Origin of the sequence: Streptomyces sp. NPDC088730, from assembly GCF_044751215.1 — a bacterium.
Lineage (GTDB): Bacteria > Actinomycetota > Actinomycetes > Streptomycetales > Streptomycetaceae > Streptomyces.
The window spans coordinates 1-12,565 of record NZ_JBIVLK010000015.1; the positions used below are offsets into that span (position 1 = coordinate 1).

Consider the following 12,565-nt stretch of genomic DNA (forward strand, 5'->3'; position numbering starts at 1 on the left):
CCGAAGGTGTTCGTCTCCACGCAGTCCACGCCGACCGCGAAGTACTCCTCGTGCACGGAGCGCACGATGTCCGGCCGGGTGAGGTTCAGGATCTCATTGCAGCCCTCAAGGTTCTCGAAGTCCTCAAGCGTCGGGTCCTGGGCCTGGAGCATGGTGCCCATGGCACCGTCGGCCACCACCACCCGGGTGGCGAGCGCCTCACGGAGTGCTGCGGATCGGGTCCTGCTGTCGGCGGAAGGGGTCGGCGACGGGGCCATGGATGTACTCCCTGGGATGCGACGGCTGTCGGCTTTGCGGCTTCGGCGGAAGGCGCACCTGGCCAGCCTAGCCGGGCGGCGTCCTGAGCCGTCACTCTGTCCCACGAATCGGACTGCATGCTGTTCCGGGGGCTGTCCGGACCGGCGGGGTGCCGCAGACTTCTCCTGCGATCGAGCACCGGTCGGCATCGACCGATAGTGTTCAGCATTGTCGAACCACAGTGGAGGAGTACGGCGCGATGGCCAAGAACATCCAGTCGCTGGAGCGGGCGGCCGCGATGCTGCGGCTGCTGGCGGGCGGCGAGCGGCGACTGGGACTCTCCGACATCGCCTCCTCGCTGGGCCTGGCCAAGGGCACCGCCCACGGCATCCTGCGCACGCTCCAGCACGAGGGCTTCGTCGAGCAGGACGACACCTCCGGCCGCTACCAGCTCGGCGCCGAGCTGCTGCGGCTCGGCAACAGCTATCTGGACGTCCACGAGCTGCGGGCCCGCGCCCTGGTCTGGACGGACGACCTGGCCCGGTCCAGCGGCGAGAGCGCCCATCTGGGCGTACTGCACCAGCAGGGCGTCCTCGTCGTCCACCACGTCTTCCGCCCCGACGACAGCCGGCAGGTCCTGGAGGTCGGGGCCATGCAGCCGCTGCACTCCACGGCCCTGGGGAAGGTGCTGTGCGCCTACGACCCCGTCGCCCACACGGAGGCCATGGAGTCCGAGCGGCAGTCGTTCACGCCCCGCACCGTCACCGATCCGGAGGAGTTCGAGTCGATGCTCGACCTGATCCGGGCGCGCGGCTGGGCGGCCGACATGGAGGAGACGTGGGAGGGCGTGGCCTCGGTGGCCGCCCCGATCCACGACCGGCGCCGGATGCCGGTCGGCGCGGTGGCCGTGACCGGTGCGGTGGAGCGGGTCTGCGCTGACGGCGACCTGCGGCCCGACCTGATCGCGGCGGTGCGCGACTGCGCCCGTGCGGTCTCCCGGGATCTGGGCGCCAGGCGCTTCTGAGCCGCGTACGCGATCATCGGATACGGGTCACCGATCGAGTTGTAGGCCACAGACCCCTTGACGCCCCCTTCACCTGGGGGAACACTGCCGTGCATCGGTCGGCATTGTCGAACGTCTAACGGAAACAAGCGTTAGGGTGTGACAGTGCTCAGGGCCGGCAACGCCCTCACATGAGGGCGCGGACCACCGGAGGGACCCGGGGTTCGGCTTCCTGGACGAAGGACAAAGGAGTCGCGGGTGTCCAGCTCCGACATCTTCATCGGCGAGACCATCGGTACCGCCGTACTCATTCTGCTCGGCGCCGGCGTCTGTGCCGCCGTCACCCTCAAGCACTCGAAGGCACAGAACGCCGGCTGGCTGGCGATCACGTTCGGCTGGGGTTTCGCGGTCCTGACCGGCGCGTATATCGCGGGCGGCGTCTCCGGTGCCCACCTCAACCCGGCGGTCACCATCGGTCTGGCGATCGAGGGAGGCACCAAGTGGAGCGACGTACCGCTCTACCTGGCGTCCCAGCTCCTCGGCGCGATGATCGGTGCGGTGCTGGTCTGGCTGACGTACTACGGCCAGTTCCGGGCGCATCTGACGGATCCGGCGGTCCTGAAGGCGCATCTGGGTGACGAGGGCATGGTCGACCAGGCTTCGGCCCCCAAGGCCGGACCGGTTCTCGGCGTGTTCTCGACCGGTCCCGAGATCCGCAACGCGGTGCAGAACGTCGTCACCGAGATCATCGGAACGGTCGTTCTGGTCCTGGCGATCCTGACCCAGGGCCTCAATGACAACGGCAACGGCCTCGGCGCGCTCGGCGCACTGATCACCGCTCTGGTCGTCGTCGCCATCGGCCTCTCGCTCGGCGGGCCGACGGGTTACGCGATCAACCCGGTTCGCGACCTCGGTCCGCGTATCGTGCACGCGCTGCTTCCGCTGCCGAACAAGGGCGGTTCCGACTGGGGCTACGCATGGATCCCGGTCGTCGGCCCCCTCGTCGGCGGCGCGCTCGCGGGCGGGCTCTACAACCTCGCCTTCGCGTGAGACACCGGGCCCAGAGCCGTAACCCCAAGACCCCCACAGACCTCCGGGAGCACACCGTGACCGACGCACCTACCACCGGCACCCACGGAACCGGGCCGTTCATCGCGGCCATCGACCAGGGCACCACGTCCAGCCGCTGCATCGTCTTCGACAAGGACGGCCGGATCGTCTCGGTCGACCAGAAGGAGCACGAGCAGATCCTGCCGAGGCCGGGCTGGGTCGAGCACGACGCGACCGAGATCTGGGAGAACGTCCAAGAGGTCGTGGCCGGTGCCATCGTCAAGGCCGGCATCACCGCCGCGGACGTGAAGGCCATCGGCATCACCAACCAGCGCGAGACCACCCTGCTCTGGGACAAGAACACCGGTGAGCCCGTCCACAACGCCCTCGTCTGGCAGGACACCCGCACCGACGCGCTCTGCAGGGAGCTCGGCCGCAACGTGGGCCAGGACCGCTTCCGCCGCGAGACGGGACTGCCGCTCGCCTCGTACTTCGCCGGGCCCAAGGTCCGCTGGCTGCTCGACAACGTCGAGGGGCTGCGCGAGCGGGCCGAGCGCGGCGACATCCTCTTCGGCACCATGGACTCCTGGGTCATCTGGAACCTGACCGGCGGCACCGAGGGCGGTGTGCACGTCACCGACGTCACCAACGCCTCGCGCACCCTCCTGATGAACCTGCACCGCATGGAGTGGGACGACAAGATCCTCTCGTCCATCGGCATCCCGGCCGCGGTGCTGCCCGAGATCCGGTCCTCGGCCGAGGTCTACGGCCACACCAAGGGCGGGGTGCTCGACGGCGTGCCGGTCGCCTCCGCGCTCGGTGACCAGCAGGCCGCGCTGTTCGGCCAGACGTGTTACGCCAAGGGCGAGGCCAAGTCCACGTACGGCACCGGCACCTTCATGCTGATGAACACCGGCGAGACGCCCGTCAACTCCTACAACGGGCTGCTGACCACGGTCGGCTACCAGATCGGCGACCAGAAGCCGGTCTACGCCCTGGAGGGGTCGATCGCCGTCACCGGTTCGCTGGTGCAGTGGATGCGCGACCAGATGGGCCTGATCCAGTCCGCGGCCGAGATCGAGACCCTGGCCCTGTCGGTCGAGGACAACGGCGGCGCGTACTTCGTGCCCGCCTTCTCCGGACTGTTCGCCCCGTACTGGCGCCCCGACGCCCGCGGTGTCATCGCCGGTCTCACCCGCTACGTCACCAAGGCGCACATCGCCCGTGCCGTACTGGAGGCCACCGCCTGGCAGACCCGCGAGATCAGCGACGCCATGACCAAGGACTCCGGCGTCGAGCTGACCGCGCTGAAGGTCGACGGCGGCATGACCTCCAACAACCTGCTGATGCAGACCCTCGCCGACTTCCTGGACGCACCCGTGGTGCGGCCCATGGTCGCCGAGACCACCTGCCTCGGCGCCGCCTACGCCGCCGGCCTCGCCGTCGGCTTCTGGCCGGACACCGACGCGCTGCGCGCCAACTGGCGCCGGGCCGCCGAGTGGACCCCCCGCATGGACGCGGACACCCGCGACCGCGAGTACAAGAGCTGGCTCAAGGCCGTACAGCGGACCATGGACTGGCTCGAAGACGAGGAGTAGAGAACATGACCACCCTGCAGAGCGTCCCCGCCCTCGGGACGCATCCGGCCTCCGGCTCCCTTCTGAGCCGCGCCGAGACCCGGGAGCAGCTTTCCAAGGCGACGTACGACCTCCTGGTGATCGGCGGCGGCATCCTGGGCATCTCCACCGCCTGGCACGCCGCGCAGTCCGGACTGCGGGTGGCTCTGGTGGACGCCGGCGACTTCGCCGGCGCCACCTCCTCCGCCTCCTCCAAGCTGCTCCACGGCGGTCTGCGCTACCTGCAGACCGGCGCGGTGAAGCTGGTCGCGGAGAACCACTTCGAGCGGCGTGCGGTGTCCCGTCAGGTGGCCCCGCACCTCGCCAACCCGCTCACCTTCTACCTGCCCGTCTACAAGGGCGGGCCGCACGGCGCCGCCAAGCTCGGCGCGGGCGTGTTCGCGTACTCGGCGCTCTCCGCCTTCGGTGACGGCGTCGGCCACGTGATCAGCCCGGCGAAGGCGCGGCGCGACGTCCCGGAGCTGCGGACCGACAACCTGAAGGCCGTCGCGGTCTACGGCGACGACCAGATGAACGACGCGCGGATGGCGCTGATGACGGTCCGCGCGGCCGTGGAGGCGGGCGCCGCCGTGCTCAACCACGCCGCCGTGACCGGCCTCCGCTTCACCAGGGGCCGGGTGACCGGTGCCGATCTGCGGGACGCCGTGGACGGTACGGAGTTCGGGATCAACGCCCGTCTGGTGCTGAACGCCACCGGGCCGTGGGTCGACCACCTGCGCAGGATGGAGAACCCGGACGCGGCGCCTTCCATACGCCTGTCCAAGGGCGCGCACCTGGTGCTCAAGCGGACCCGGCCGTGGAAGGCCGCGCTCGCCACCCCGATCGACAAGTACCGCATCACGTTCGCCCTGCCGTGGGAGGACATGCTGCTGCTCGGTACGACGGACGAGGAGTACGAGGGCGATCCGGCGGATGTCGCGGTGACCGAGAAGGACACCGCGCAGATCCTGGACGAGGCGGCGTTCTCGGTCCGGGACCAGCAGCTGTCGCGGGATCTGATCACGTACTCCTTCGCGGGTCTGCGGGTGCTGCCGGGCGGTCCCGGCGGCACGGCCAAGGCCAAGCGCGAGACCGTCGTGACGGAGGGCCGCGGCGGGATGCTGTCGGTCGCGGGCGGCAAGTGGACGACGTTCCGTCACATCGGCCGGACGGTGATGAACAAGCTGGCCGCGCTCCCCGGCCACCCGTTGGCCGAGGACATGGAGCCGATGGCCCGGCTGCCGAAGAAGCTGCCGCTGCCGGGGATCGCCAACCCCAACGCGGTCGCGCACCGGCTGCTGGCCGACGGCGGCGTGCCGGGTCCGCGGATGTCCGCCGACACGGCACGGCACCTGGCCACGCACTACGGTTCGCTGTCCTTCGACATCGCCCGGCTGGCCGACGAGGACCCGGTGCTCGCCGAGCGCATCCACCCGGACGCGCCGGAGATCTGGGCGCAGGTCGCCTACGCACGCGACCACGAGTGGGCCGAGACGGCGGACGACGTGCTGCGGCGCCGGACGACGCTGACCATCAGGGGTCTGGCCACGGACGAGATCCGGGCCGGCGTCGAGTCCGTGCTCGGCGACCGCAGGAGCTGACCGGCCGGGAGGGGGCGGCGTCCATCCGTGGACGCCGCCCCCTCCCGCATGCGCACGAAGCTCACGCGCACGAGGCTCATGCGGACGAAACCGGGCTAATCCCCGCGCCTCGGGGCCGGGCGTCGCACCGGTTGTCCCGAAGGGCCGGTGGGCCGCCGTCGGGGACGCATAATGGAGCGATACATCGGATGTCTGGAGGTCGCCCATGGCTGTCACTGACGAGGCCATCGAGAAGATCAAGGGAATGATCGTCTCGGGTGCGCTACGGCCCGGCGATCGTCTCCCCAAGGAGAGCGAACTCGCCGCGGAGCTCGGCCTGTCCCGCAACTCACTGCGGGAGGCGGTGCGCGCCCTGTCGCTCATCCGCATTCTCGACGTGCGCCAGGGCGACGGCACCTACGTCACCAGTCTGGATCCGCAGCTGCTGCTGGAGGCGCTGAGCTTCGTGGTGGACTTCCACCGCGACGACACGGTGCTGGAGTTCCTGGCGGTCCGCCGGATCCTGGAGCCGGCCGCGACCGCGATGGCGGCGAGCCGGATCACCGAGGAGCAACTGGACCTGCTGAGCTCCCAGCTGGACGCCCTGGGCAGCCGCCCCTCGGTCGAGGAGCTGGTGGCCTGCGATCTGGAGTTCCACCGGGGCATCGTGCAGTCGTCCGGCAACTCGGTGCTCTGCTCACTGCTCGACGGGCTCTCGGGCCCGACGACTCGGGCCCGGGTCTGGCGCGGTCTGACCCAGGAGGACGCGGTGAGCCGCACGCTGCACGAGCACCGGGCGATCGTCTCGGCACTGCGGGACCGCGACGCGGAGGCCGCGCGGGCGTGGGCGACGGTGCATGTGGCGAGCGTGGAGCAGTGGCTGCGGTCGACGCTTTAGCCGGGGCGCGGGTCCGGGGCGCCGCCCCGGACCCGGGTACTCGAACGCCGGCGGGGCTGGAAAGATCAGCCCCGCCGGCGTTCTCTGGACGTGCGACGCTCAGTCCTGCTTCTCACCGCTCGCGAAGCGGGAGATGACCAGGGCGACGATGATGATCGCGCCGTTGAGGAACTGGTTCCAGAGGGCCGGGACGCCGCCGAGGGTCATCACGTTGACCACCAGCTGGAGCGTCAGGACACCGGTCAGCGCACCGAACAGGGTGCCTCGGCCGCCCTTGAGGCTGATACCGCCGATCACCGCCGCCGCGAACACCTGGAAGATCCAGCCGTTGCCCTGCGTCGCGGCGACCGCGCCGTAGTGGCCGGTGTAGAGGATGCCCGCGAAGGCCGCCAGCAGGCCGCCGATGGCGAGCACGATCCAGGTGACCCGGTCGACCCGGATACCGGCGGCGCGCGCCGCTTCCGGGTTGCCGCCGATCGCGTACAGCGAGCGTCCGTGGCGCAGCCAGGCCAGGGCCGCGCCGCCGACCGCGAAGAGGAACAGGCAGATCCAGACCGCGGCCGGCGCACCGAGCCATGAGGTCTTGCCGAGGTAGCGGAAGGACTCCGGGACGTCGGTGATGGACTTGCCCTCGGTGATGCCGATGTGGAGTCCGCGCAGCATGGTCAGCATGCCGAGCGTGGCGATGAAGCCGTTGACCCGCAGTTTCAGCATCAGGAAGCCGTTGATCGCGCCGATGACGAGACCCACCAGCAGGCAGAGCGGAATCGCCATCCAGGTGGGGAGGATTCCCAGGCCGGCGAAGCGGCCGTCGTCGCCGGGCAGCACCAGCCACATGGCGACGACGGGCGCGATGCCGATCGTCGACTCCAGCGACAGGTCCATCCGCCCGCAGATCAGGATCAGGGCCTGGCCCAGGACCAGCAGACTGAGTTCGGAGGACTGCTGGACGACGCTGATCAGGTTGTCCGAGGTGAGGAAGACCGGCGACACGATGAAGCCGATCACCATCAGCACCAGGATCACCGGTACCAGCGAGAAGTCGCTCCACCGGATCAGCTTGAGCCGGCTCAGCGGGCTGCCGTCCCGGAGTCCGCCCTTCGGTCCCGCCTCGATGTCGTCGGCCGTGGACGGCCGTATCGTGCCGGTCATTCCCTTTCCCCCACACCTTCCATGGCGGCGACGAGTTCCCCGTCGGTCCACCCGCTTGCGAACGTGGCGACCACTCGCCCGTGGAACAGGGCCAGCACCCGGTCGCAGACCCGCAGATCATCCAGCTCGTCGGAGACGACGACCGCGGCGTTGCCCTCGTCGGCCACCCGCCGGACGACCCCGAGGAGCGAGTCCTTGGACTTGACGTCCACGCCCGCGGTGGGCCGGACCGCCACCAGCACGCTGGGCCTGCGGGCCAGCGCGCGGGCAACGACCACCTTCTGCTGGTTGCCGCCGGAGAGCCCGGCGACGGGCTGCTCGGGGCCCTGGGTCTTGATGTCCAGTGAGTCGATCATGCCCCGGGCGAACTCCCGCGTACGGGAGGGCAGTACGGTCCCCCACGGTCCGAGCTGGTCGGCGACCGTGAGGGTGGCGTTCTCCGCGACGCTGCGCTGCAGGACCAGTCCCTGGTCGTGCCGGTCCTCCGGGATGTAGCCGATCCCGGCGGCCAGCGCGTGCGGCACGCTCCCCGGGCGCACGGTCTCGCCGTGCACCCGGACCGTGCCGCCGCCCTGTTTGCGCATTCCCGCCAGCACCTCGCCCAGCGCGGTGTTGCCGCTGGCCGCGGAGCCGGCCAGGCCGAGCACCTCGCCGGGGCGCACCTGGAGGTCCAGCGGTTCGAACCGGTCCTCCAGGGTGAGCCCCTCGACGCTCAGGACGGGCTCCGCGGCGGCGTCGGGCGGTGTGGTGGTGCCGGCCGCGTGCCAGGCGACGGCGCCGCCGGACTTCTCGCCCGTCATCGCCGCCACCAGCTCCGTCTTCACCACGTCCGCCACCGGGGCGGTCAGTACGTGCCGGGCGTCGCGGTAGACGGTGACCGCGGTGCAGAGCTCGTACACCTCCTGGAGGTGGTGGGAGATGAAGAGGAACGCCACTCCCTGGCTCTGCAGTTCCCGGAGCTTGTCGAAGAGCCGCCCGATACCGCGGGCGTCGAGCTGGGCGGTCGGCTCGTCGAGGATGATCAGCCGCGCGCCGAAGGACAGCGCGCGGGCGATCTCGACGAACTGCCGCTGCTCGACGGCGAGATCGCGGGCCCGGGTGTCCGGGTCGACCTGGACGCCGTAGTCGGCCAGGAGCCGCTCCGCGCGCTTGCGCAGCCGCCCCCAGCTGATCCAGCGGGCGTTGTCGTCGAACCGGTTGAGGAAGAGGTTCTCCGCGACGGTCAGGTCGGGGACGACCATGGACTTCTGGTAGACGCAGGCGACCTTCGACTGCCAGGCCGTGGTGTCCCCGAAGGCGGGCGCGGGCTCCCCGCCGAAGGTGACCGTGCCCGCGTCCGCCTTGTGGAGTCCGGTCAACACGCTGACCAGGGTCGACTTGCCCGCGCCGTTGCGGCCGACGAGCGCGTGCGACTCGCCCGGCTGCACGGTGAGCTTCACCCCGTCGAGCGCGACGGTCGGTCCGAAGCGTTTGACGACGCCTTCCGCCTGTACGGCAGGTGGTGGTGCCTGGTCCATGACTACTTCTTCTTCTCCAGCTGGTTGGCCCACAGCTTCGGGTCGTCGACGTTGTCCTTGGTCACCAGCGGGGCGGGCAGCTGGTCCTCGAAGCCGTTCGGGATCTTGATGATGGTGGAGTCGTGGTCGGTCGGGCCCTCCTTGAAGGTCTTCCCGTCCAGCGCCGCCTTGGCGTAGTACAGCGCGTACTTCGCGTACAGGTCGGCGGGCTGGGAGATCGTCGCGTCGATCTTCCCGGCCTTGATCGCGTCGAACTCCTCCGGGATGCCGTCGTTGGAGATGATGGTGATGTGGCCCGGCGAACCGGCCGGCTTCAGCAGCTTCTTCTGCTCCAGGAGCGCGAGGGTCGGCTGCAGGAAGACACCGCCGGCCTGCATGTAGATGCCGTTGATGTCGGGGTGCGCGGCCAGCGTCGACTGGAGCTTCGCGGAGGCGACGTCGCCCTTCCAGTCGGTGGCCAGCTCGAACACCTTGATGCCCGGGAAGTCCTTGTCCATGCAGGACTTGAAGGCCTCGGAGCGGTCGCGGCCGTTGATCGAGGACAGGTCGCCCTGGAACTCGACGACCTTGCCCTTGCCCTTCAGCTGCTCGCCGAGGTACTTGCAGGCGTTCGTCCCGTACGCCTTGTTGTCGGCGCGCACCACCATGTAGATGTCGCCCTTGTCCGGGCGGGTGTCGACGCTGATGACCGGGATCTTCTTCTCGTTCAGCGTGTTCAGCGACTCGGCTATCGCGCCGGTGTCCTGCGGGGCCATCACCACGGCCTTGGCGCCCTGGTCGGCGAAGGTCTGGACGTTGGCGACCAGCTTGCCGATGTCGTTCTGCGAGTTGGTCAGCGGCAGCGCCTTGACCTCGCCGCCCTTGACCCCCTTCTGGATGTAGTTCTGGTAGGAGTTCCAGAAGTCGCTGTCGCTGCGCGGCAGGTCGATGCCGACCTTCCCGCCACCCGCCCCGTCGTCCGACGATTCTCGGTTGCAGCCCGCGAGGGCAGTGACGGCCAGCAGTACGGCGCAGGCTGCCGCACTCGTCGTACGCACTCTCATTGGTGTCCCGTTCCTTTGTGGAGTACCGGCTCGTAGATCTCTTGGCATGTGCTGGGGTGCGGGTGGTACGGGGCGGGCGGCCCCGGTGGTCCGGCTCGGGCCGCCCGTCCTGCGGTCAGCTCCCGGCGGGGCGCAGGCGCAGGCCCTGCATTCCGCCGTCGACGGCCAGCGCGGTGCCCGTCACGGAGGCGGCGGCCGGGCTGGCGAGGTACACGATCGCGGCGGCCACTTCGTCGGCGGAGACCAGCCGGCCCAGCGGCTGCCGGGCGTTGAGGGCCGCGCGTTCGGCGGCCGGGTCGCCGGCCTGGCCGAGCAGCCGCCCGATCCACGGGGTGTCCGCGGTGCCGGGGTTGACGCAGTTGACGCGGACGCCCTCGCGGACGTGGTCGGCGGCCATCGCCAGGGTCAGCGAGAGGACCGCGCCCTTGCTCGCGCTGTACAGGGCGCGCTGCGGCAGCCCGGCGGTCGCGGCGATCGAACAGGTCTGGGTGATCGAGACGGCGCCGGGGCGCTCGGCGGCGGCGCGCCGCAGGTGCGGCAGGGCGTGCCGGGCGGTGCGGACCATGCCGAGGACGTTGATGTCCAGGACCCGGGTCCACTCGTCGTCGTCGTTGTCCTCGACGGAGCCGATGGACCCGATGCCCGCGTTCGAGACGAGCGTGTGCAGGGAGCCCAGTTCGGCCGCCGCCCGGTCGACCGCCTCGCGCACGGCCGCGTCGTCGGTGACGTCCGCCTTGACGGCGAGGGTGCCCGCCGGGGCGCCGGCGGTCTCCCGGTCGAGGACGGCCACCCGGGCGCCCCGCTCCAGGAGCATGGTCGCGACGGCGGCCCCGATGCCGGAGGCGCCGCCCGTCACCAGAGCGTTCATCCCCTCGAAGTCGCGTGTGCCGGTCATCGGCTGTCCTCCTCAGTGGTGCGGCGGGCCTGCCATACGGGGCCCTCCGGATAACGGTGTGCGGCGATCGACTCGGGAAGCATCCGGGCGGAGAAGCCCGGGGAGGCCGGGGCCCGGTAGCGGCCCGATTCGATCACGGTGGGGTCCGCGAAGTGTTCGTGCAGATGGTCGACGTACTCGATCACCCGGTCCTCCCAAGTCCCGGAGACCGCCACATAGTCGAACATCGAGAGGTGCTGCACCAGCTCGCACAGGCCGACGCCGCCCGCGTGCGGGCAGACCGGTACGCCGTACTTGGCGGCGAGCAGCAGGATCGCCAGGTTCTCGTTGACGCCCGCGACCCGTGCGGCGTCGATCTGGACGAAGTCGACCGCGCCGGCCTGGAGCAGCTGCTTGAACACGACCCGGTTGGCGACGTGTTCACCGGTGGCGACCTTGACCGGCTGTCCGGCCCGCACGGCGGCGTGGCCGAGGATGTCGTCGGGGCTGGTCGGCTCCTCGATCCAGTGCGGGTCGTACGGTGCGAGCGCGTTCATCCAATCGACCGCGTCCGCGACGTCCCAGCGCTGGTTGGCGTCGACCGCGATCCGCACATCGGCGCCGACCGCCTGCCGGGCGAGCCCGAGCCTGCGGACATCGTCGGCGAGATCGCCGCCGACCTTCAGCTTGATCTGGGTGAAGCCGTCCGCGACGGCCTCCTTCGCCAGTCCGACCAGCTTGTCGTCGGAGTAGCCGAGCCAGCCGGGCGAGGTGGTGTAGGCGGGGTATCCCTCGGCGCGCAGCCGCTCGGCCCGCTCGGCCCGGCCCGGTTCGGCGGCGCGCAGGATCGCGAGCGCCTCCTCGGGGGTGAGGGCATCGCTGAGGTAGCGGAAGTCGACGAGGGAGACGAGCTCCTCTGGCGTCATCTCGGCCAGGAACTGCCAGACGGGTCTGTCCGCCCGCTTCGCCGCCAGGTCCCAGGCCGCGTTGACGACCGCGCCGGCCGCCATGTGCATCACGCCCTTCTCGGGCCCCAGCCAGCGCAGTTGGGAGTCATGGGTGAGGTCCCGGTACAGCGCGCCCAGGTCGGCCGCGGTGCGGGGTACGGGACGGCCCACGACATAGGGCCGCAACGCCTGGATGGCGGCCGCCATCACCTCGTTGCCGCGCCCGATGGTGAAACAGAAGCCATGCCCCTCGATACCGCCGCCGTCATGGTCCGCGGCGTCGGTGCGCAGTACGACATAGGCGGCCGAGTAGTCGGGATCGGGGTTCATGGCGTCCGAGCCGTCCAGTTGCTCCGAGGTCGGAAAACGGATGTCGTGAACCTCGAAGTCCGTGACGGTCTGACTCATGTGCGCCCCCAGGGGTAATAACATCGGACCTCTGCTCTGGTCATCCGATGTATAGCGTCCCGAAGGGGCCAACGTCCAGGGTTGAGCCGAAATTGCCCCCACACAGCTCGGATGTATGACGGGCTCGATGCCCTGATTCGACCGGTGATGCACCCCCGTGGCCCGGGTTCGCCCGGCCGTGCGCGGGGGCTGCGGCGAGAGCGGCCGGACGCCGTAAGGTTGTTCCGTACGCAAGGGAAC

General features: G+C 70.2%; 11 protein-coding genes. 5 read left to right on the forward strand and 6 right to left on the reverse strand.

Annotation, left to right across the window (positions count from 1 at the left end; all coding sequences use genetic code 11):
- A partial coding sequence (locus tag ACIP89_RS31190) for a homocysteine S-methyltransferase family protein (RefSeq protein ID WP_402117830.1) occupies window positions 1–257 on the reverse strand: 257 nt, incomplete at its 3' end.
- Between the two features lie 239 nt (window positions 258–496).
- On the opposite strand from ACIP89_RS31190, the gene ACIP89_RS31195 reads away from it, so the two are divergent.
- The 5 genes from ACIP89_RS31195 (at window position 497) to ACIP89_RS31215 (ending at window position 6,384) form a co-directional block, all read left to right on the forward strand.
- On the forward strand, window positions 497–1,261 hold the full coding sequence (locus ACIP89_RS31195; protein ID WP_401930780.1) for an IclR family transcriptional regulator: 765 nt from the start codon (window positions 497–499) through the stop codon (window positions 1,259–1,261).
- A 237-nt stretch (window positions 1,262–1,498) separates the two neighbouring features.
- Window positions 1,499–2,290 carry an MIP/aquaporin family protein gene (locus tag ACIP89_RS31200; RefSeq protein ID WP_402117832.1) on the forward strand — a complete coding sequence of 264 codons (792 nt, stop codon included), beginning with the start codon at window positions 1,499–1,501 and terminating at the stop codon, window positions 2,288–2,290.
- A gap of 56 nt (window positions 2,291–2,346) precedes the next feature.
- Entirely contained in the window at window positions 2,347–3,888 is a 1,542-nt protein-coding gene (glpK, locus tag ACIP89_RS31205) for a glycerol kinase GlpK (RefSeq protein ID WP_401930775.1), read from the forward strand.
- A 5-nt stretch (window positions 3,889–3,893) separates the two neighbouring features.
- Window positions 3,894–5,507, forward strand: a complete 1,614-nt coding sequence (locus tag ACIP89_RS31210) for an FAD-dependent oxidoreductase (RefSeq protein WP_402117834.1) — start codon at window positions 3,894–3,896, stop codon at window positions 5,505–5,507.
- Window positions 5,508–5,712: 205 nt separating this feature from the next.
- Entirely contained in the window at window positions 5,713–6,384 is a 672-nt protein-coding gene (locus ACIP89_RS31215) for a FadR/GntR family transcriptional regulator (RefSeq protein WP_207315104.1), read from the forward strand.
- Between the two features lie 99 nt (window positions 6,385–6,483).
- On the opposite strand, the gene ACIP89_RS31220 is transcribed toward ACIP89_RS31215, so the two are convergent.
- From ACIP89_RS31220 to ACIP89_RS31240, 5 genes are all read right to left on the reverse strand, one after another.
- On the reverse strand, window positions 6,484–7,536 hold the full coding sequence (locus ACIP89_RS31220) for an ABC transporter permease (protein WP_401930742.1): 1,053 nt from the start codon (window positions 7,534–7,536) through the stop codon (window positions 6,484–6,486).
- Window positions 7,533–9,053, reverse strand: a complete 1,521-nt coding sequence (locus tag ACIP89_RS31225) for a sugar ABC transporter ATP-binding protein (RefSeq protein ID WP_401930739.1) — start codon at window positions 9,051–9,053, stop codon at window positions 7,533–7,535. Before ACIP89_RS31225 ends, ACIP89_RS31220 begins: the two co-directional genes overlap by 4 nt.
- Window positions 9,054–9,055: 2 nt before the next feature.
- Window positions 9,056–10,096 carry a sugar ABC transporter substrate-binding protein gene (locus ACIP89_RS31230; RefSeq protein WP_390092743.1) on the reverse strand — a complete coding sequence of 347 codons (1,041 nt, stop codon included), beginning with the start codon at window positions 10,094–10,096 and terminating at the stop codon, window positions 9,056–9,058.
- 115 nt (window positions 10,097–10,211) lie between these two features.
- Window positions 10,212–10,991: an SDR family NAD(P)-dependent oxidoreductase gene (locus ACIP89_RS31235; RefSeq protein WP_401930735.1), complete on the reverse strand. Its 780-nt coding sequence runs from the start codon at window positions 10,989–10,991 to the stop codon at window positions 10,212–10,214.
- Window positions 10,988–12,325, reverse strand: a complete 1,338-nt coding sequence (locus tag ACIP89_RS31240) for an L-fuconate dehydratase (RefSeq protein WP_402117835.1) — start codon at window positions 12,323–12,325, stop codon at window positions 10,988–10,990. Before ACIP89_RS31240 ends, ACIP89_RS31235 begins: the two co-directional genes overlap by 4 nt.
- Window positions 12,326–12,565: the final 240 nt, after the last annotated feature.